Source organism: Streptomyces hundungensis (assembly GCF_003627815.1).
Taxonomy (GTDB): domain Bacteria; phylum Actinomycetota; class Actinomycetes; order Streptomycetales; family Streptomycetaceae; genus Streptomyces; species Streptomyces hundungensis_A.
Genome location: NZ_CP032698.1, coordinates 5,782,900 through 5,803,419, shown reverse-complemented (window position 1 = coordinate 5,803,419; position 20,520 = coordinate 5,782,900). Strand labels below are relative to the sequence as shown.

At 72.1% G+C, this 20,520-nt stretch carries 17 protein-coding genes; 11 read left to right on the top strand and 6 right to left on the bottom strand.

Features of this window, described 5'->3' with window-relative positions; all coding sequences use genetic code 11:
- Window positions 1-39: 39 nt before the first annotated feature.
- From DWB77_RS25665 to DWB77_RS37975, 5 genes are all read right to left on the bottom strand, one after another.
- Window positions 40-2,340 (bottom strand): sensor histidine kinase, encoded by a 2,301-nt coding sequence (locus DWB77_RS25665; protein ID WP_162952618.1) that lies wholly within the window; start codon window positions 2,338-2,340, stop codon window positions 40-42.
- A 400-nt stretch (window positions 2,341-2,740) separates the two neighbouring features.
- The gene (locus tag DWB77_RS25660) at window positions 2,741-5,050 is read right to left on the bottom strand and encodes a sensor histidine kinase (RefSeq protein ID WP_120723502.1); all 2,310 of its coding nucleotides are present in this window, start codon (window positions 5,048-5,050) and stop codon (window positions 2,741-2,743) included.
- Between the two features lie 150 nt (window positions 5,051-5,200).
- Window positions 5,201-5,845: a hypothetical protein gene (locus tag DWB77_RS25655; RefSeq protein ID WP_120723500.1), complete on the bottom strand. Its 645-nt coding sequence runs from the start codon at window positions 5,843-5,845 to the stop codon at window positions 5,201-5,203.
- A 50-nt stretch (window positions 5,846-5,895) separates the two neighbouring features.
- Window positions 5,896-8,175: a TOMM precursor leader peptide-binding protein gene (locus DWB77_RS25650; RefSeq protein ID WP_120723498.1), complete on the bottom strand. Its 2,280-nt coding sequence runs from the start codon at window positions 8,173-8,175 to the stop codon at window positions 5,896-5,898.
- Complete coding sequence (locus DWB77_RS37975) at window positions 8,175-8,339, bottom strand: hypothetical protein (protein ID WP_162952617.1); 165 nt, start codon at window positions 8,337-8,339, stop codon at window positions 8,175-8,177. The genes DWB77_RS25650 and DWB77_RS37975 overlap by 1 nt, the downstream gene beginning before the upstream one ends.
- A gap of 303 nt (window positions 8,340-8,642) precedes the next feature.
- Between DWB77_RS37975 and DWB77_RS25645 the strand changes: the two genes are divergently transcribed.
- The 6 genes from DWB77_RS25645 to DWB77_RS25620 all read left to right on the top strand — a co-directional run bounded on the left by DWB77_RS25645 (window position 8,643) and on the right by DWB77_RS25620 (window position 14,101).
- Window positions 8,643-9,461: an AfsR/SARP family transcriptional regulator gene (locus DWB77_RS25645; RefSeq protein ID WP_120723496.1), complete on the top strand. Its 819-nt coding sequence runs from the start codon at window positions 8,643-8,645 to the stop codon at window positions 9,459-9,461.
- A 157-nt stretch (window positions 9,462-9,618) separates the two neighbouring features.
- Complete coding sequence (locus tag DWB77_RS25640; protein WP_120723494.1) at window positions 9,619-10,389, top strand: cyclase family protein; 771 nt, start codon at window positions 9,619-9,621, stop codon at window positions 10,387-10,389.
- A complete protein-coding gene (locus DWB77_RS25635) occupies window positions 10,386-11,225 on the top strand; it encodes a thioesterase II family protein (RefSeq protein WP_120723492.1) in 840 nt (279 codons plus the stop codon). Before DWB77_RS25640 ends, DWB77_RS25635 begins: the two co-directional genes overlap by 4 nt.
- 60 nt (window positions 11,226-11,285) lie before the next feature.
- On the top strand, window positions 11,286-12,557 hold the full coding sequence (locus DWB77_RS25630; RefSeq protein ID WP_120723490.1) for a beta-ketoacyl-[acyl-carrier-protein] synthase family protein: 1,272 nt from the start codon (window positions 11,286-11,288) through the stop codon (window positions 12,555-12,557).
- Window positions 12,554-13,801, top strand: coding sequence for a ketosynthase chain-length factor (locus DWB77_RS25625; protein WP_120723489.1), 1,248 nt, complete (start codon window positions 12,554-12,556; stop codon window positions 13,799-13,801). The genes DWB77_RS25630 and DWB77_RS25625 overlap by 4 nt, the downstream gene beginning before the upstream one ends.
- A 42-nt stretch (window positions 13,802-13,843) precedes the next feature.
- Window positions 13,844-14,101: an acyl carrier protein gene (locus tag DWB77_RS25620; RefSeq protein ID WP_120723487.1), complete on the top strand. Its 258-nt coding sequence runs from the start codon at window positions 13,844-13,846 to the stop codon at window positions 14,099-14,101.
- Window positions 14,102-14,878: 777 nt separating this feature from the next.
- Here the strand turns inward: DWB77_RS25620 and DWB77_RS25615 are convergent.
- Window positions 14,879-15,319 (bottom strand): nuclear transport factor 2 family protein, encoded by a 441-nt coding sequence (locus DWB77_RS25615; RefSeq protein WP_120723485.1) that lies wholly within the window; start codon window positions 15,317-15,319, stop codon window positions 14,879-14,881.
- 178 nt (window positions 15,320-15,497) lie between these two features.
- Here DWB77_RS25615 and fabG point away from each other — a divergent pair, with 178 nt between their 5' ends.
- From fabG to DWB77_RS25590, 5 genes are read left to right on the top strand one after another with little or no spacing between them, the layout of a single operon-like run.
- Complete coding sequence (gene fabG / locus DWB77_RS25610; RefSeq protein ID WP_120723483.1) at window positions 15,498-16,295, top strand: 3-oxoacyl-ACP reductase FabG; 798 nt, start codon at window positions 15,498-15,500, stop codon at window positions 16,293-16,295.
- 38 nt (window positions 16,296-16,333) lie between these two features.
- The gene (locus tag DWB77_RS25605) at window positions 16,334-17,284 is read left to right on the top strand and encodes an aromatase/cyclase (RefSeq protein ID WP_120723481.1); all 951 of its coding nucleotides are present in this window, start codon (window positions 16,334-16,336) and stop codon (window positions 17,282-17,284) included.
- Window positions 17,277-18,800 carry a class I adenylate-forming enzyme family protein gene (locus DWB77_RS25600; protein ID WP_120723479.1) on the top strand — a complete coding sequence of 508 codons (1,524 nt, stop codon included), beginning with the start codon at window positions 17,277-17,279 and terminating at the stop codon, window positions 18,798-18,800. Before DWB77_RS25605 ends, DWB77_RS25600 begins: the two co-directional genes overlap by 8 nt.
- Before the next feature lie 16 nt (window positions 18,801-18,816).
- Entirely contained in the window at window positions 18,817-19,437 is a 621-nt protein-coding gene (locus DWB77_RS25595; RefSeq protein WP_120723477.1) for an antibiotic biosynthesis monooxygenase family protein, read from the top strand.
- A 43-nt stretch (window positions 19,438-19,480) separates the two neighbouring features.
- Window positions 19,481-20,509, top strand: coding sequence for an aldo/keto reductase (locus tag DWB77_RS25590; protein ID WP_120723475.1), 1,029 nt, complete (start codon window positions 19,481-19,483; stop codon window positions 20,507-20,509).
- The last annotated feature ends 11 nt before the right edge of the window (window positions 20,510-20,520 follow it).

The following is a 20,520-nucleotide window of genomic DNA, read 5'->3' as shown; positions in this document are numbered from 1 at the left end:
TCGTTTCTGCTCTGCCGGGGCCGGCTGCTTGCCGTGCGCTCACGCCGCGAGCAGCGCCACCTCGGCGCGCAGCTCGAACCGGCCGTCGGGCCGGGGCCCCGCCGTGAGGCGGCCGTTGACCGCCTCGACCCGGGTGGTGAGATTGCCGATCCCGCTGCCGCCGCCCACCCGGGCGGCGAACACGGCCTCGCCCACCCCGTGGGCGCCGTCGTTGACGAGGGTGAGCCGTACCGCGCCCGCCGTCCGCTCGGCGGTGATCTCGCAGCACTCCGGCGTGCTGTGCCGCAGCATATTGGTGAGGCCCTCGCGGACCATCGTGGCGAGCACGGTCTCCACCTCATGGGGCAGCTCGCCGCAGTCGAGGCGGACGGTGGCGTGGATGCCGGCGCCGGTGAGCATGGCGATGGCGTGCTCGGTCTCGTCGGTCAGACACATCCGCAGACTGCCGCCCGCCACGGTCCGCACATCGGCGAGCGCCTCGCGGACGATGCCGAGCACCTCGGTCAGCTCGTGCCGCGCCTGGAGGGGCCGGGTCGGCGCGAGGCGGCGTACCAGCTCGCACTTGAGCGTGATCGCCGAGAGGCTGAACCCGAGCAGATCGTGCAGGTCGCGCGCGAAGCGGAGCCGCTCGGTGGTCACCGCGAGCCGGGCGATCGCGGTGCGGGAGCGGTGGAGTTCGGTGGCCAGCTGGGCCATCCTGGTCAGCCCGAAGACGACCACCGCACAGATCGGGGTGTACGCGGCCTCGTAGATCACGTCCTGTGCGGATACGCCCACCGCGTACTGGGCGGCGCCGCTCGCGGCGGTGACCAGGACGACGACCGGCCAGGCGACGACCGAGGGCAGGGCGAGCAGCGCGGACCCGGCGAGGAAACCGGGCAGCCCCGCCCACTGCTCTCCGAACGCCAGGAACGGCACGAACTGGAGCAGCGCCTGCGCCCCCAGCGCCCCGTACCGGACCGGGCCCCGCCAGCGCGGCCCCCAGGAGTGGCGCCAGTGGAAGGACTCGGCGAGCTGGAGCGCGAGCGAGCCGAGCAGGCAGAGCTCGACGGTGGGCAGCCCGTGCGCGTACGGGGCGTAGGACCAGCCTTCGGCGGAGTACGCGAGGAAGTAGCCGACCAGCACCGCGAGGGTGATCGCGCCGGCCGCGCGGGGCATCACATCGGTCTGCCCGGCGCGTGCCGCCCTGCGCCGGTCGCCGCTCGGGCCGCGCCGGGCCGGGCACCCGGTGCTCTGCGCCACGGCCTCCTGGCGCAGCGGGACGACCGCACGCAGCCTGAACCAGCCCCGGCCGTCGGCCCCGTGGGTCAGGGTGCCGCCGAGCTCGCGCAGCCGGGAGTCGAGGGCCGCGAGACCGCTGCGCGGCTCGGGCCGGGCCCAACGGCCGCCGCCCACACCGTCGTTGGCGAGGACGAGTACGGCGACGCCGCCGCCGCGCTCGGTGGTGATCACACAGCGCTCGGCCTTGCTGTGCCGCAGCATGTTGGTCAGGCCCTCGCCGAGCGCGGTGGCGAGGACGGTGTCCACGGTCGCGGGCAGTTCGCCGCAGCGGTGGCGCACGGTGGTGTCGATCCCCGCCGCCGAGAGCATCGAGACCGCCGCGTTCGCCTCGTCCGAGAGGGACATCTGGCGGTAGCCGCGACTGACCGACCGTATGTCGGCGAGCGCCTTGCGCGCGGTGCGCAGCACCTCGCCGACCTCCTCCTGCGCCCGGGCGGGGGTGTCCGCGAGCAGCCGGTGGGCCAGTTCGCACTTGAGGGAGATCGCGGAGAGGCTGAGCCCGAGCACCTCGTGCAGATCGCGCGCGAACCGTAACCGCTCCCCCGCCACCGCCAGCCGGGACAGCTCCTCGCGCGAGGCGTGCAGCCGGTCGATCAGGGCGGACATCCGGGAGAGCCCGATGACGACCAGCGGGATCAGCACCGCCTCGATCCCGCCGTACACGAAGTCGCCCGCGCCGAACCGCAGATGGTGGAAGAGCACGAGCTCCCCCGCGACCGCGCACGCGAAGAGCGGCCAGCCCACCGCCGCCGGGAAGACCAGCACGGCGGAGGCCGCGAAGAACTCGGTCATCCCGCCCCAGGCGGCCCCGAACACGGCGACCGGCACATACGAGAGCAGTCCGAGCACCACCCAGGTCGCATAGCGGTAGAGCCCGAGCCGGGGGATGAACCCCGGGAAGGAATGCACGAGTTGAAGCCCCATGATCCCGGCGAACCCGAGCACGGCGGCCGCGCCGTGCCACACCGAGGGGTGTTCCGCCCAGACGTGGCTGCCGTCGATCACGAAGAAGCCGAGCAACACCCCCGCGGTGATGGCGACCGCGGTCCGCCGCGGCAACGCGCCGCCGTCCCCACGCGCCAGCGCCGGACCGGCCCGACGGCCGCCCACACGGGCCCTCGCGCCCCGCCCCAGGACGGCCCAGCGGCCGACCGCGCGGGTTCTCGCGCCTCGCCCCAAGGCGGCCCAGCGGCCGACCGCGTCGTTTCTCGCGCATCGCCCCAGGGCGGCCCAGCGGCCGACCGCGTCGTTTCTCGCGCATCGCCCCAGGTCATGCCCCTGCCCGCGCACCGGTCTTTCCGCGCGGCCGACTGCCTCGGTCCCCAAGTCTCCCCCGTGAGCTTGCTTCTGTGCATGTTCGGTTGTCGGCCGACCGGCCTGCGCCCCGCTCGCACCGCGCTCTTCTCGCGGCCCCCCAGGGCTTGGCGATGTCACGGCGGGCGGTGCGTAGGGGTCTCGATCAGGCGGCCACCGCGAGCAGTTGGACCTCGGCCTTCAACTCGAACCAGCCGTCCGGACGCGCCCCCGCCTCCAGGCGTCCGTTCACCGCGTTCACCCTGGTCGTCAGGTTACCGATGCCGCTGCCGCCGTTGACCTTGGAATCGAGGCCGGCGTCCGCGCAGCCCTGCACCCCGTCGTTGACGAGCGTCAGACGCACCCCGGCCGCCGTTCGCTCCGCCGTGATCCGGCAGTGGGCGGCCTTGCTGTGCCGCAGCATGTTCGTCAGGCCTTCGCGCAGCATCGTCGCCAGCACGGTGTCGACATCGCCCGGCAGTTCGCCGCAGTCGGTGTCCACGGTCGCCCGGATCCCGACGCCGGCGAGCATCGCGGTGGCGTTCGCCGCCTCGGCGGTGAGGCTCATCCGCTGACGGCCGTCGGCCACCGTGCGCACATCGGCGAGGGCCTGCCGGGCGATCCCCAGGACCTCGGTCAGCTCCTCCTGGGCCTGCACCGTGCGACTGTGTGTGAGCCGACGCACCAGCTCGCACTTGAGCGTGATCGCGGACAGGCTGAACCCGAGCAGATCGTGCAGGTCACGCGCGAAGCGGAGCCGCTCCGTGGTCACCGCGAGGCGGGCGATCTCGGTGCGGGACCAGTGCAGTTCGGAGGCGAGCTGGGCCATGCGGGACAGGCCGAAGACGACGAGGGCGCAAATGACGGTGTACGCCGTCGTGTAGATCAGGTCGGTGAGGGTGCCGCCGACCTGGTGCAGGGCGATGTCACTGGCCACCGTCACGGCGACGACCAGGGCCCAGGCGGAGACCGTCGGCAGCACCAGCAGCGCCGAGCCGGCGACGAAGCCGGGCATCCCCAGCCAGGTCGGGCCGAACGAGCTCCAGGGCACGGCATGGAGCAGCAAAAGACCGCCGAGGGCGCCGTAGCCCAGCAGCCGCGCATGGTTCGACGCCCAGGTGAACCGCCACTGGAAGGAGACCGCGAGTTGCAGCACGAGCGCGGCGAACATGCAGAGCTCCACGGCCACGGCCCTGCCGAGCGGGGGGTGGTAGGACATAGCGACCACGGAGTACGCGAGGAAGTAACCCACCAGGACCGTGAACGCGATCGCCGTGGCGGTCCGGGGCACCAGGTCCCGGTGCCCGTAGGACTGCGCCTCCGGCTGCCCGTGGTCGTCCGCCTCGGCGGCGGCCACGAGGTCGCCCTGGTCCCGCTCGGCGCGGTCGGGCACCGGCACGGCGACTTCGAGGCGGAACCAGCCCTGGCCGTCGGAGCCGTGGTCGAGGGTGCCGCCGAGCTTCTTGACGCGGCTGTCGAGCGCGGCGAGGCCGCCATCGGCGCCGCCCTTGGGCACGCGGCCGCGGCCGATGCCGTCGTTCGCCAGCACCAGGACGGCACCGGCCCCCCTGCGCTCGGCCCGGATCTCGCAGCTCTCGGCCTTGCTGTGCCGCAGCATGTTGGTCAGGCCCTCGCGCAGCGCCGTCGCCAGCACGGTGTCGACCGCCGGCGGCAACTGGCCGACCTCGAACTTCAACGTCGTACGGATGCCCGCCGCGGACAGCATGGAGACGGCGGCGTTGGCCTCGCCGGCCAGCGACATCTCCCGATAGCCGCGGCTCACCGAGCGCACGTCGGCGAGCGCCCTGCGCGAGGTGCGCAGGACTTCAGCGAGCTCCTCCTGTGCCTTGTCCGGCGCGTCCGAAAGCAACCGGTAGGCGAGCTCGCACTTGAGGGAGATCGCCGAGAGGCTGTAGCCGAGGACGTCGTGCAGATCGCGCGCGAAGCGCAGGCGCTCTCCGGCGACCGCGAGACGCGACAACTCCTCGCGGGAGCGGTGCAGTTTGACGATCATGTCGGACATGCGGGAGAGCCCGATGATGATCAGCGGGATCAGCGCGCCTTCGAGGACGTTGTAGAGCACCGTGCTGACATCGTTACCGCTGTACAGATACCAGCAGGTGAGCACGCCCACGCCGAAGAGTGGCCAGCCGATGGCCGCGGGAAAGACCAGGACCGAGGAGGCGGTCAGGAATTCCGCCATGCCGCTCCACGCGGAGCCGAACAGGTAGATCGGCGCATAGGCCAGGACCGCCTGGAAGCACCAGGTCGCATAGCGGTGGCGGTAGAGCTTCGGCAGGAGCTGCGGGAACGAGTGGCCCAGTTGCAAGCCCATGATCACGACAAAGCCGAAAAGCGCGCCGATCCGTTCCCACCATGGCGGATTCTCGGCCCAGATGAAAACGGCGTCGATCACGAAAAAACCGAGCAGGGCGGCCGCGGTCACGGCTATCGCCTTGCGCGGCGGAAGCTCCACGGTGCCGATGTCCGTGGATATCCTCCCTGGCCTCTCGACTACTTCTGCCTTCAACTGTCCCCCCGTGGTTTTCGGTGCCCGGTCAGAAGCACGTCTCCGGACCGGATCATAGGCACTCCGATGGCCGGACCTGTAGTGCTCGCCCGGTTTCTACAGCCGGGCCGCGCCCTTGAGATCGGCCGTGCAGAGCATCCCCGCGGCGACCGCGTAGGCACGGGCCGCCCGCACGACGGCCTGCGGCAGCGGAACGTCGAGCGGTGACCGGAAATCGCCGGTCCCCTCCTGGAGGTGGACCAGCAGCCGGGGCGCGTCCGGGCCGTGCAGCTCGATGCGATGGGCACAGCCCTCGTGCGCGAGCACGGGGTCGCCCCCGGCCCTGCGCAGCACCACGTCCTCGGGCACCCGGAACTCGCCCCCGGGGGCGATGGGCGGAGGGCGGAAGGTGGCCCGCGGTGAGAGCGGGACCACGCTCAGAACCGGCGACGCCCCGATCGCGATGTGGCGCACGATCAGGTGCTGGAGCGGCGCGAGCGCGCCGAGGAGTTCCCGCGAGGCGTCGTTCCACTCGTCCTCGGGCACGTCGTAGCCGGGAAAGCCCGGCACCACATTGGCGAGGGACACCGGGCCGAGCTGCATCCGGTGCAGCGCCTCGCGCAGCAGCGCTCCCGGGCGCTCCAGGCGCAGCTCCCCCCACGGCGTGCGCAGCACGGTGCTCTGGCCGAACAGCACCGTGACGTCCTCGCGCAGCGACCAGAACTCACCGAGTTCACGGGCCGCGAGGCGGTCGATACGCATGAGAGGGGGTCCTTCCACCGGCAGGTGTGGTTCGTGTGCGTGGGGCGGGTTCAGAGGAAGAGCGGGACCGGGTTGAGGTCTTCGTACGGGGTCGGCGCGGGCACTCTGCCGAGCTGTACCGGGACGTCGAAGAGGCGTCCGGGGGCGAAGCGGGCCCAGTGCGGTCTGAGTCCGGGCACCACCACCTTGACCACCGGCAGCCCGACGTCGGGCCGCGTCTGGTCGAGTACGAGGAGTTCCATCCCCTTGCCGCGCAACAGCCCTACGACCGTTTCGATGTCCTCGCGCAGGTCGTCGTGGGGAGTGTAGGGGTGCGTGTGGGGACCGGTCGGGGCGCAGTCGGCGGGCAGCAGGTACGGATTCGCCTCCACCGTCGCCGTACGCAGCCACTCGTTGACATCCGGGTCCTCGGCCACCGCCCGGGAGACGCTGCCGTCGGGGGCCACCACATGCGGCATCATCTGGTTCAGCTCGGTCAGGGCGCGGCGCAGGGCGATCGCGGGGTCGAAGTGGGCGCCGAAGCCGAACATGATGTCCTGCCGCTGCCCGGATCCGGCGTCGACAATCCTCGAAAGCGCCGCCATGACGGGGATGCCGAGGTCGGCGGTGAGGTCGAGGACCCACACCTCACGCCCCAACGAGGCGTGGACGCGCCGCAGTTCAGCGATCCACGGGTCGTCGAAGGCGTCCAGGTCCACGGCGGGCTGGCGGGTGCGGTTGTACCACCACAGGGCCAGCGCGTCGCGCTCGACGAGTTCTAGGAAGCCCTGGAGCACGGCGTCCTCCACCGTTCCCCCGGCGGCGGTGCCGTTGGAGGTGGCCAGGCAGGAGAAGGCGCCGGACGGCTGGGGCACCCCGTAGTAGAGCAGTGCGGTCGGAAGCAGCTTGTGGCGCTGCTCGGTCACCGACCACAGCGGGGTCCAGTCGGTGGGTCTCTCCTCTTCGAAGGGGTCGGCGACGTGTTGGAAGGGCCCGTGTCGCTCGTTCCATTCGGCGCGGGCGGTGTACTGCCGCTCGTCGTAGAGCTGCACGGTGTCGGGGTGGATGGCCTCCGCGGCCAGGTCGCGGTAGCTGCCGCGGACCGTGGACTCACCGCCTTCGTAGTGGCCGGAGTGGCGCTCCAGGGACTCGGCGAGCGCGCTGACCCTGGCTTGGATCTCGGTGGCGCCTTTGCCCCCGCAGGACGCCCGCAGCCCGCCGCGTATCGCGCCAAGGCCCTGCGTGCCGGCGGCGGGGTTGAGGCCGGCGGAGAAGGAGTTGAAGAATTCGGGTCCGCATGCGTTGCGCACGATGCCGCGCACCAGGCCGGTCACCGGGTCCACCAAGTGGCCGTAGCGGTCGAGGAGTTGCTGGGGTGTGAGGCTGCGGTGGCCGTTGCCGCCGGTGTCCCGCTTGATTCGGGAGCGCAGTACGACGGGTGCCTTCACCTGAGCGGTGATCATCGCGGGCTCGCCGCAGCTCGGGCACTGCGGGCGGCGCACGACCGGGTGCAGTTCCCCCGCGAGGGTCAGACCGTCGAGCGTGCGCAGGGCCTGCTGGCCGGCGTCCCGGTATCCGGCCAGCCACTTGGCGGCTTCGAGACCCGCCAGTTGCAGGGCGGCGAGCCGGGCCGCCGGCAGCGTGCAGGAGGGCCGGGGCACCGGGCCCGAGCGGCCCAGCATGCGCTGGACATGGGCCTCCACCGGGCGGCTGCGCCACAGGCGTTCGGCCAGACAGGTCCAGCAGGGGCCGTCCGGGTCCCCGAAGAAGGGACCGACCCACAGGTCGGTGCCGGTGGCCTTCACGGGCAGCCAACGGCGCTTCGCCTCGCGCAACTCGGCGTCCAGGACGGCCAGTTCGGGGTCAAGGTAGTCGTCGCACAGGACCAGTACGAGGTCGGCGGGCCCCTCGGTGGTGGCGAGTCCCGCAGCGGTCAGAACCCTGGACAGCTCGTCCGCGTCCGTGCCGCCCACCGACACGACGCGGACCGTGCCGTTGGCCAGGTCGTTCGCCGCGCTGTTTCCGTCCAGTCCTGCCGCTTCCCAGTACGCCTGCTCGGCCGTCTCCCGCGGTGACGCCTGGCGCTCGCGGCCGCAGAGCAGCCCGGCGCCGGTCAACCGTGACACAAGCCGGGCGGCCTGCCCGGAAGGGAGCGCGTCCGCGGTGTCCTGGGCTATGCGCTCCAGGGGGCGGGTGCCGTCGAGGAAGGGGGCGAGCCGGGCGATCTGCTCACCGTGCAGTGCGGTGACCCGCTGGTCGGAGATCAGGTACACCGCTTCGCCGGGCACCTGCTCGACCCGCAGGTGCGGCTTGAACCCCAGCAGCGGGGCGGCGGTCTGGACGGCCCCCATCAGGCGGTGTGCCGTGCGGTCTCGGCGGCGACGGCGGCCGGGATCTGAGCCACACCCGAACCCCAGGTGCCCCGGGGAAGCTGGCTCATGGCGCAGTGCCGGCCGAACTCCTCGATCACAAGGTCGTCCCCGACGGTCACGACAAGGCTGAGGTTCGCGTTCATGTGGATCTTCCCCCTGGCAGACAACTGGTGGAGGCTCGGGGGCGGCCTCGCCCCCTAGCCGTCGGCTCTCGACTCCTGGTCGGGCTGACGTCCAGAACTCTGCCGGGTCGGCCGAATCCGCCCCAGTGCCGCGGTCACGGGATGCACATGAAACTTTCATACCCGTCCCCAGGACACTCACATGCCGGGTTCAGGAGCCCGGCACTGCCCCAAGTCGGGGCCGGGTGACAGCTTTTGAGGGTGCTTGGAGCCGGGTCCGAAAACCATCGGGTCATCCGGCAGATCCGACCCCGGAGGAATCCCATGGAGATCAAGGTTCTCGGTCCGCTCATGGCCGAATCGGGCGGCACGTCGGTCGTCCCGAGCGCCGGCAAGCCCCGGCAGATACTGGCGTTGCTGTCCGTGTACGCCAACCAGGTCATGCCGGTGCCGACGCTGATGGAGGAGATCTGGGGCGCCGACATGCCCCGCAGCGCGCTGACCACGTTGCAGACGTACATCCTCCAGCTGCGCCGGCTGATCGCGGGAGCGCTCGGCCCGGACAGCCCCTACACCGCACGTGAGGTGCTCGCCACCCGGCACGGTGGCTACCTCCTGGAGGTGACGCCGGGCTCGGTGGACGTGCACGAGTACGACCGCCTGGTGGCGACCGGGCGCGGCGCCGCCGAGCGCGGTGACGACGAGAGCGCCGCCGCGCTCTACCGTGACGCGCTCGCCATGTGGCGCGGTCCCGCCCTGGTGGATGTGCGCCTCGGCCCGCTCCTGGAGATCGAGCTCGTCCGTCTCGAGGAGAGCCGGCTCGGCGTCCTGGAGCAGCGGATCGACTCCGACCTGAGACTCGGTCGCCACATGCAACTGCTCGCGGAACTCACGTCCCTGACGGCCCGTCACCCCTTGCACGAGGGCCTGCACGCCCAGTGCATGGTGGCGCTGTACCGTTCGGGCCGGCAGTGGCAGGCGCTGGACGTGTTCCAGAACCTGCGGCGCGGGCTCGCCGACGAGCTGGGGCTCGACCCCTCGGCGCGCCTCCAGCACCTGCACCGCGCGGTGCTCGCCGGTGACCCGGCGCTGGACTCGCACCTGGCCCGCCGCCGTCCCGTGCTCGACCTCTTCGCCGCCTGAGCGGCGCACGGGCGGCCCGACCGCCCGGCAGCAACGCGTCCGGACCCCGCCCTCTCCCCCCACAGGGCGGGGTCCGACGCGTGCGTGGCTCGATCCCGCCTCTAGGAGGCGGACGCACAGTGCCCCCCGAACGTCGCCAACGACACTGGGGGTTACCTTGCGAGTCATCGATCTGTCGTCGCCCGTGGACGCGGCCGGCTGGGAGCCGGACCCGATCGTCCACGAGATCATGACGCCGGCCGAGGGCGCCGCCCACATGGCGGCGGAGATGAAGGAGCACTTCGGGCTCGACTTCGACCCGGCCGACCTGCCCGGGGGCGAGCTGCTCTCCCTGGACACGCTCACCCTGACCAGCCACACCGGCACCCATGTGGACGCGCCCTCGCACTACGGCTCGGTCGGTGACTACGGGCGGCCCCGGAACATCGACGAGATGCCGCTGGACTGGTTCCTGCGCCCGGCCGTGGTGCTGGACGTGAGCGACGTCGGCGTCGGCGCCATCGGCGTCGAGCGCATCGAGAAGCAGATCGCCGAGATCGGGTACACCCCGCAGCCGCTCGACATCGTCATGCTGCACACCGGGGCTTCACAACACGCGGGCACTTCGCGGTACTTCACCGATTTCGCCGGGCTCGACGGGCCGGCCACCGACTTCCTGCTCGACCTCGGCGTCCGCGTCATCGGCACCGACGCCTGGAGCCTGGACGCGCCGTTCGGGCACATGATCCGCACCTTCCAGGAGACCGGCGACCGCTCGGTGCTGTGGCCCGCGCACTTCGCCGGGCGGCGCCGCGAGTACTGCCAGGTCGAGCGGCTCGCGCACCTGGACACCCTGCCCACGCACGGCTTCCGGGTGTCCTGCTTCCCCGTGAAGATCACCGGAGCGGGGGCGGGCTGGACCCGGGCCGTCGCCCTGATCGACGAATGAGAACCGAGAGCGCCCCGCGCACCGACACCGTGACGCCGTGGCTGTTCTGCTTCCACCACGCGGGCGCCGGGATCTCCTCGTTCGCCAAGTGGCAGAAGATCCTCGGCGACACGGCCGAGGTGGTGCCGGTACTGCTTCCCGGGCGCGGGCCCCGCGCCAAGGAGGCCCGGATCACCGACGCCACCGAACTCATGGATGAACTACGGGAGTTGATCACCCCGCTGCTCGACCGGCCCTACCTCCTGTACGGGCACAGCCTCGGCGGTCTGGTCGCGCACGCGCTGACCCGGACCCTGGAGGACGACGGCCTGCTGCCGCCGGCCCGCCTGGTGATCGGCGCCGTACCGCCGCCGCATCTGCGCAACACGCTGCTGCGCGGGGCGCGCCTTCCCGACCACGAACTCATCGACCTCCTGGTCGACTTGGAGGCCGCGCCGCCCGCGGCGGCCGGACGCGACCGGTCGCTGTGGCAGCGCCAGGTGATCCCGGCGCTCCGGGACGACCTCCGACTGGGCGAGGCGCTCTGCCAGGTCAACGCCGACATGGCGGTGGGCACCCCGCTGACCGCGCTGGCCGGGCGGGACGACCCGATCGCGCCGCTGTGGGAGATGGCCGAGTGGGCCGACTACTCGGTGACCCGCTTCCAGCTCCAGACGCTGCCCGGCGGCCACTTCTTCGTCCGCGAGAGCGGGGTTCCCGAGCTGCTGCGCGAGGTGGCCCTCGAACTGCGCCAGTCGCTCCAGGGGGAGTACGGCGGCGAGTCGAGCAGGCGTCAAGAGGACGGGACCAGACTCCTTCCACCAGCGGATCTCACAGCGGACCTATCAGAGAGGTGACGCAGCCGTGCTGCACATTCCCGGGGCGCACCCCCAGGCCAAGACCCACGAGGGGGACAGGTGAGCCGACGCGTAGTCATCACCGGAATCGGTGTGGTCGCCCCCGGGGGCGTCGGCACCAAGGAGTACTGGTCCCTGCTGACCGCGGGACGCACCGCGACCAGGGCCGTGACCCTCTTCGACGCCTCGGCCTTCCGGTCGAAGATCGCCGCCGAAGTGGACTTCGATCCCCTAGCCCAGGGGCTGACCGAGGAGCAGGCCGGACGCCTCGACAGGGCCGCCCAGTTCGCCCTGGTCGGCGCCCGTGAGGCGGTCACCGACAGCGGTCTCGACATGGCGGGCATCGACCCGTTCCGTACCGGCGTCACCATCGGCAGCGCGGTCGGCGCGACCACCGGGCTCGACTACGAGTACGCGGCGGTCAGCAACAACGGCGCCGAGTGGCTCGTCGACCACGAGCGGGCCGTGCCGCACCTCTACGACTACTTCGTGCCCAGCTCGTTCGCGGCCGAGGTGGCCTGGGAGTTCGGCGCGCAGGGCCCCACGGCCGTGGTCTCCACCGGCTGCACCTCGGGCCTGGACTCGGTCGGCCACGCCGTCGAGCTGATCCGCGAGGGCAGCGCCGACGTCATGATCGCCGGGGCCACCGAGGCGCCGATCTCGCCGATCTCGGTCGCCTGCTTCGACGCCATCAAGGCCACCTCCAACCGCAACGACGAGCCGGAGACGGCCTCGCGCCCCTTCGACAAGTCGCGCAACGGCTTCGTCCTCGGCGAGGGCAGCGCGGTGTTCGTCCTGGAGGAGTACGAGCAGGCCGTGGCGCGCGGCGCGCACATCTACGCCGAGGTCGCCGGGTTCGCCTCGCGCTCCAACGCGTACAACATGACGGGGCTTCGGGCCGACGGGGCGGAGATGGCCGAGGCCATCGGCGCCGCCCTCGAAGAGGCCGGCATCCCCGGCACCGACATCGACTACATCAACGCGCACGGCTCGGGCACGCTCCAGAACGACCGGCACGAGACGGCCGCGTTCAAGAAGAGCCTCGGCGACCACGCGTACAACACGCCCGTCTCGTCCATCAAGTCGATGATCGGGCACTCGCTCGGCGCCATCGGCTCCCTGGAGGTCGCCGCGTCCGCGCTGGCCATCGAGTACGGCATGGTGCCGCCGACCGCGAATCTGCACGAGGCCGACCCCAAGTGCGACCTCGACTACACACCGATCCACGCCCGCGAGCGCGACATCAACACGGTGCTGAGCGTCGGCAGCGGCTTCGGCGGATTCCAGAGCGCGATCGTGCTCACCAAGCCCGAGCGGAGGAAGACGGCATGACGAGCGAGCTGCTCGAACGTACGGCGGTGCGCTCCGCCACCGCGGTGTTCACCGGGATCGGCGTCACCGCGCCCAACGGGCTCGGCACCCAGGCCTGGTGGGAGGCGACGGTGGCCGGCGAGAGCGGCATCCGCCCGGTCTCCCGCTTCGACGCCTCCGGCTATCCGGCGACGCTGGCGGGCGAGGTGCCCGGCTTCGACGCCGCCGAGCACATTCCCAGCCGGCTGCTGCCGCAGACCGACCACATGACCCGGCTCGCCCTGACCGCCGCCAAGGAGGCCCTGGAGGACTCCGGCGCGGACGTCGCCGAGATGCCGCCCTACTCGGCGGGCGCGGTCACCGCGGCCTCCGCGGGCGGCTTCGAGTTCGGCCAGCGCGAGCTCCAGGCGCTGTGGAGCAAGGGCGGCCAGTACGTCTCCGCGTACCAGTCGTACGCCTGGTTCTACGCCGTCAACACCGGCCAGATCTCCATCCGGCACGGGCTGCGCGGACCCAGCGGGGTGCTCGTCACCGAGCAGGCCGGCGGGCTCGACGCGGTCGCCCAGGCCCGGCGTCAGCTGCGCAAGGGCAGCAAGCTCATCGTCACCGGCGGCGTCGACGGCGCGGTCTGCCCCTGGGGCTGGACCGCGCAGCTCGCCGGCGGCCGGATGAGCCCGGTCGCCGACCCGGCGCGTGCGTTCCTGCCCTTCGACCGCGAGGCCAGCGGTTACGTCGCCGGGGAGGGCGGGGCGATCCTCGTCCTGGAGGACGCCGAGGCGGCCCGCGAGCGTGGCGCCCGGATCTACGGGCAGCTCTCGGGGTACGCCGCGACGTTCGACCCGGCACCGGGCCGGGGCGGCGAGCCGGGTCTGCGCCGGGCGGCCGAACTCGCCCTCGCGGAAGCCGGGTTGAGCGCGTCCGACGTGGACGTCGTCTTCGCCGACGCGTCCGGGGTGCCCGAGCTCGACCGCCAGGAGGAGGCCGCGCTCAGCGCCCTCTTCGGGCCCCGCGGTGTGCCGGTGACGGCCCCCAAGACCATGACGGGCCGGCTGTCGGCCGGCGGCGCCTCGCTGGACCTCGCGGCGGCGCTGCTCTCCATCCGGGACGCGGTGATCCCGCCGACCGTCAACGTCACCTCGCCGGTCGCGGCCGACGCGCTCGACCTGGTCACCGAGGCCCGGCGCGGGGCGGTCCGTACCGCGCTCGTCCTGGCGCGCGGGACCGGCGGGTTCAACGCGGCGGCCGTCGTGACCGCGGCGAACTGACCTTCCCTGTATGTCTGTTGAGGAACGAGAGAGGCGAGCTTCATGAATCTCAAGGAACTGACCACGTTGCTGCGTGAGTGCGCGGGTGTCGGCGAGGGGATCGACCTGGACGGGGACGTCCTGGACGTGCCGTTCGACGACCTCGGGTACGACTCGCTGGCGATCCTTCAGGTGACGGGGGTCATCGAGCGGGACTATCGGATCCAGCTGTCCGACGACACGGTTGCGGAGGCGTCCACGCCTCGGGTGTTGCTGTCGTTCATCAACGAGTGCCTGTCGTCTGCGACGGCGGCGGCGTAACTCCTCCCGGGACCCCGGGCCCCCCTCGGCTGCCGCACCCCCAACGGGCGTGCGGCAGCCGCCGTCGTCCCCGGGTTGCCCACCCACCCACCCGTAGGCGCAGGGTTGGATGGTTCCGGGCCCCTGGGGCTCCGCCCCAGACCCCGTTCGCGCCTTAAGGGCGCTCGTCCTCAATCTCCCCCAAGGCCTTAAGGGCCAGGGGGGACCCCCATGACAGGCTGAGGTGCTGGCCGGCACCGAGTAGTTAAGGGGCGCGGGGAACTGCGCGACCAGCCACCCACGACCCGCAGCCGAAAACGGGTTTGGGGGCGCGACCCGGCCCGCAGACCGAAGGGCTTTTAGGGGCGCGGGGAACTGCGCGAGAAGCGGGCACGGTCCGCAGGATCGAGAGGGTTTAGGGGCGCGGGGAACTGCGCGACCAGCCACGCACGGTCTGCGGACGAAAGCGAGTTTTCAGGGGCGCGGGGAACTGCGCAAAAGGTGGGCCTGGGCTGTGCCCGGGGTAGGGGTCGCCGCGCACGCGAAAGTGCCCGCACGCCGGGGGATTCGCGTGCGGGCACTCGTCTCGGGGGTCCGGGGGCAGACCCCGGGGCAGGGGGCGACAAACCCCGGCACGGGGGGCCCGGGGCAGACCCCGGCATTGGGGCCCGGGGGCGACCCCGGCGCCGGGGGTCCGGGGTGGCCCCGGCACTGGGGGTCCGGGGTGGCCCCGGCACCAGGGTTCCGGGGTCCGGGGGTGGCCCGGCGCTGGGGGCCGGGGGTGGCCCCGCGCGGGGGTCAGATCAGGTCGTCGCGGGTGATCTGGCGGTCCTGGATCTGCCAGGACCCACCCACCCGCACCACCCGGTCCACACACAACGTGCTCGCCTTGATCTCCGGCCGCCCACCCCGCGCCGTCTCGATGACCAGCGCGTAGCAGCGCGCGGTCACGACGTCGCCGTCGACGCCCTCGACCGAGACCATGCCCAGCCAGTGGCGACGCTGGACGCCCGCCTCGGCGTACGCCGCGGTCGCGGCGGCCGCGGCCGCGGTGATGGCCTCGCGGCCGACCGCCGGCACCGGCTGCGCGTTGGCGGCGAACACGCCGTCGGTGGTGAAGGTGTGGGCCCACTCCTCGACCCGGCCGTCGTCGAGCAGGTGCATCTGCTGCGCGTAGAACTGCTGGATCTCCGTGTACAGCCCGGCGGTGGTCGCCTGCGGCAGCTCGGTGACGCTCATGGGGGTCCTCTCCTCCTGGATCTTCCTGCCCCTTGAGCATTGGGCCCGCCGCTCGACCCGCACTGGGGCCCTGGTGGGGGCCAAACCCGGCGCCCCGGGTTCCAGCCCGGCTCGATACCCGTTCGAGTGCCCCGGCGCACGTTGGGCCGCGTACACCAACTCATCCGAGGAGATTCGTATGACTCAGCCCAAGGTCACCAGCGAGCGCCGGGTCGCGCTCATCACCGGGGCGACCAGCGGGATCGGTCTGGCGTCGGCGCGGGCGCTGGGGGCGGCCGGACTCGCGGTGTTCATCTGCGCGCGCAGTGCCGAGTCCGTCGAGCTCACCGTGAAGGAGCTCCGTGAGGAGGGCCTTGAGGTGTCGGGCGCGACCGCCGACGTCCGCAGCCCCGACTCCGTCAAGGAGCTCGTGGCCGCCGCCGTCACGGCGTACGGCCGCGTGGACGTCGTCGTCAACAACGCCGGCCGCAGCGGTGGCGGGGTGACCGCCGACGTGTCGGACGAGGTGTGGGACGACGTGATCGACACCAACCTCAACTCCGTCTTCCGGGTCACCCGCGAGGTCCTGAACGCCGGTGGGATGCGGGAGCGCGGCTGGGGCCGGATCATCAACATCGCCTCCACCGCCGGCAAGCAGGGTGTGGTGCTCGGCGCCCCCTACTCGGCGTCCAAGCACGGCGTGGTCGGCTTCACCAAGGCGCTCGGCAACGAGCTCGCCCCGACCGGGATCACCGTGAACGCGGTGTGCCCGGGTTACGTCGAGACGCCGATGGCGCAGCGCGTGCGGCAGGGCTACGCCGAGGCGTACGACACCTCCGAGGACGCCATCCTCGCCAAGTTCACCTCGAAGATCCCGCTGGGGCGCTACTCGACCCCCGAGGAGGTGGCCGGCCTGGTCGGCTATCTGGCCACCGACACCGCCGCGTCCATCACCGCACAGGCCCTGAACGTCTGCGGCGGCCTCGGCAACTTCTAGCCGCCGCCCGAACTCCCCGATCAGAGAAGGAATTTCCCGTGTCCGTGACCGGAACGAAGCACCACACCCTCCACAGCGTCGCCGTCGCCGCCCCCGCCGAGGTCGTGTACGGCATCGTCGCCGATGTCACCAAGTGGCCGCTGTACTTCGGCCCCAATGTGCACGTCGAGCACCTGGAGCAGGACGACCGCGCGGAGCGCATCCACATCTGGGCGACCGCCAACGGCGCCGTCAAGAACTGGGTCTCGCGCCGCACCTTCGACCCGGAGCGCCTGCGGATCGACTTCCGCCAGGAGGTCTCGACGCCGCCGGTGGCGGGCATGGGCGGCGCCTGGGTGGTCTCCCCCGTGGACGGCGAGACCTCGCTGCTCGAACTCCACCACGACTTCGAGGCCCTCGACGACGCCCCGGACTCGGTGGCGTGGATCAACGAGGCGGTGGACCGCAACAGCGCGGCCGAGCTGAACAACATCAAGGAACTCGCCGAGCGGCACGCCCAGTTGGACGAGCTGGTCTTCACCTTCGACGACACCGTGCACATGAAGGCCGACGCTGCCGACGTGTTCGACTTCCTGAACCGGGCCGACCTGTGGCCCGAGCGGCTGCCGCACGTGGCGCGGCTCGATCTGACCGAGGACGAGCCCGGTGTGCAGGTCATGGCGATGGACACCAGCACGGCCGACGGTTCGGTGCACACCACCGAGTCGATCCGGGTCGTGTTCGCGCCGGACCGCATCGTCTACAAGCAGACCACCGTGCCGGGTCTGATGACCGCGCACACCGGCCGCTGGACGATCGTCGAGGTCGAGGGCGGCGTCGACGTCACCTCCCGGCACTCGGTCGCGCTGCGCACCGACACCATCGAGAAGTACCTGGGCGAGGGCAAGACCGTCGCCGACGCCCGCGCCTATGTGCACCGCGCGCTCTCCACCAACTCCACCAACACCCTGAAACTGGCCCGCACTTACGCGGAGGCGCTCCGTGGCTGACACGCTGCCCGAGGTGCCGGACCGGCTGGATCAGCTGCTCTCCCGGGCCGCCGCCGCGCACCCCGCGCGGCCCGCCGTCGTCACCGACGACTTCACGATGGACTACGCCACCTTCGACGCGCGCGTGACGGCCGTGGCCGCCGGGCTCCAGGCGCTGGCGCCCGAGCCGTCGGTGGTGGCGGTCGGTACCGTGCTGCACCCGGACGTGGCGGTCGCGTACTACGCGGCGGTGCGGGCCGGGCACACCGTCGCCGTGGTCAATCCGCTGCTGCGCGAGGACGATCTGCTGCATGTGCTCGGTCTCGGCGGGGCCCGGGTGGTCCTGCTCGACCCGGCCCTGAACGCGCGTCTGGAGAAGGTCCGCGACCGGCTGCCCGCGCTGCGCGACGTCGTACTGATCGGCGCCGGCACGGACGGCCTCGACCTGCTCGCCACCGACGCGCCGCTCACCGCCCACGGCAAGGGGCCCCAGGACACCGCGGCGCTCCAGTTCACCAGCGGAACCACCGGGCGTCCCAAGGCGGTTCGGCTCAGCCACCGCAATGTGACGGTGAACGCGGCGCAGATCGCCCAGGCACACCGCCTGGACGGGCACACGGTCAGCCTCAACCATCTGCCGACCTACCACCCGATGCATCTCAACTCGGCGATCGCGGCCGGCGCCACGCAGGTGCTGTGCGCCTCGCCCGAGCCGTACGCCGCCTTGATGACCGCCAACCGGCACCGGGCCACCATCCTGTACAGCCTGCCCGTGCGCCTTGCGCGCCTCGCGGCCGACCCGGATCTGGACTCGGTGTCGATGACCTCGGTCAAGCGGATCGCCTCGGGCGGCTCGGGCCTTCCGGTGCCGGCCGCGCGCCGGCTCTCCAAGCGGTTCGGCGTGCCGGTCTTCCAGGGGTACGGGCTCGCCGAGACCTCCCCGCTGACCCACAGCGACGATCCCGACCGGCCGGTGCACGGCTCGGTCGGCACCCCGGTCGCCGGGACCGAGTGCCGGGTCGTCCACCTCGACTCGCGCGCGGTGCTCGCGCCGGGCGGTGTCGGCGAGGTGCAGCTGCGCGGCCCGCAGGTGATGCAGGGCTACGCCGGCGGACCCGACGGCACCGGCCTGGAACCGGGCGGCTGGCTGAACACCGGCGATGTCGGCCGGATCGACGAGGACGGCCGCCTGTTCCTGGTGGACCGTCTCAAGGACGTCTTCAAGTGCGACAACTTCCTGGTCGCCCCCTCGGACGTGGAGCGCGTGCTGCGCCAGGACGAGCGGGTCGCCGATGTCGTCGTGGTCGAGCTCGCCGATGCCGAGCACGGCGCGGTCGCGGGCGCCCTGGTGGTGCTGGCGAGCGGCCACACCGACGCCCTCGCGGACGTCGTGGCGCGCGCCAATGACGCCCTGCCGTACTACCAGCACGTAGCGGACGCCATGACGCTCGACGCGATCCCGCGTTCGGGCAACGGAAAGATCCAACGCTGGGTTTTGGCCGCGCAGTTGACCAGTCGTCTGCCCGTCGCGGGCTGAGCCGGAGAGGCACCGCATGTCCTTCACCGTCATCAACACGTTCACCCTGCTCGACCCGGGCGGCGCCGAGGAGTTCGAGGCACGCTTCCTCGCCCATGTGGAGTGGATGCGCGCACAGCCCGGCTTCGTCGCCCACCAGGCGGTCCGCTCGGTTGACCGTCCCGAGGTGTATGTCAACCTCGGCTGGTGGGAGCGGCCCGAGGACTTCCAGCGGGTGCTGGCGAGCGCCACGTTTCAGAGCCACGCCGAGGAGTTCCACAGGATCGTCGCCGTGGAGGCGGACCCCTCGATGGGGATCGCCCGCTTCGACGGCGCCCCGGGCGAGCCCGATGATGTGCTGTTCGTGGACTCCTTCACCGTCGAGGGCGACGCCACCGAGGCCTTCGTCGGCGCCTACCAGGCCCATGCGCGGGCCGCCGCGGAGCTCGACGGTTTCATCGCCGCCGACCTCGCCAAGTCGCTCTTCGCCCGGCCCGGCGGGTTCACCGCGCTGAGCCGCTGGCGCGACGCGGAGGCCGCGCTCGCGGCGACCGGCCTTCCGCAGTACGCGGCGCTCGCCGCCCTCGCCGAGGTGCGCACCGTGCCCGCCACCCATGTCGCGGGCGACCGCGCCGAGTTGGCGCCCGCCGGGGCCTGAGGGCCCGAGGGCGGGAGCCGACCGGAAACAGAAGGGATTCACCATGGAGTACCGCCGTCTCGGCGTCTCGGGGCCGGTGGTCAGCCGGGTCGCGTTCGGCAACTCGCTGACCGCGGGCAACCAGTTGGACGACCACACCGCCGCCGCCTGTGTGCGGGCCGCCCTGGACGCGGGCATCACCACGTTCGACACCGCGGACGCGTATGCCGAGGGCCGGGCCGAGGAGCACCTCGGCCGGGCCCTCGCGGGCGTCGACCGGGACACCGTCGTGATCTGCACCAAGGTCGGCAGGGGCGGCGGGCCCGGCCCCGGCGCGCTGTCGCGCACCCGGATCGCCGCCTCCCTCGACGCCTCGCTGCGCCGGCTCGGCACCGGCCACATCGACCTGTACCAGGCGCATCTGTACGACGACTCGACGCCGCTCGAAGAGACGATGGGCGCCTTCGCGGACGCCGTCGCCGCCGGCAAGATCCGCCATGTCGGCGTCTCGGAGTGGGCCGCCGACGAGATCGAGCGGGCCGCCGCCCTCGCCCGTGAGCTGGGCATCTCCCTGGTCTCCAACCAGCCGCAGTACTCGATGCTGTGGCGGGTCATCGAGGCCGAGGTCATGCCGGCCTGCGCGCCGCTGGGCATCGGGCAGATGGTGTGGTCGCCGCTGGCCGGGGGCGTACTGACCGGAAAGTACAAGCCGGGCCTTCAGGCGCCCGCCGGGTCGCGGGCGGTGGCCGCCAAGGGCGGTGACGTCTCGATCCAGCGCTACCGCTTCCTGTCGGACGAGGTCCTTACGGCCGTCGCCCGCGTCGGCGAGCTGGCCGAGGAGACCGGTCTGACGACGGCCCAGCTCGCGCTGGCCTGGGTGCTGCGCAACGCGCAGGTCGCCACGGCCGTCATCGGCGCCTCGGCGCCCGAGCAGATCGCCCGCAACCTGGCGGCCACCGAGGCGGTCCTCGACCCCGAGCTGCTGCTCCGCGTGGACGCGGCCCTCGGTCCGGTCGTCATCACCGACCCCGCGCTGACCCTGAGCCGCATGCTGCGCGCCAAGGCCGCCGCCCCCTCCCCCGCCACCCTCTGAGAGGTTCTGCT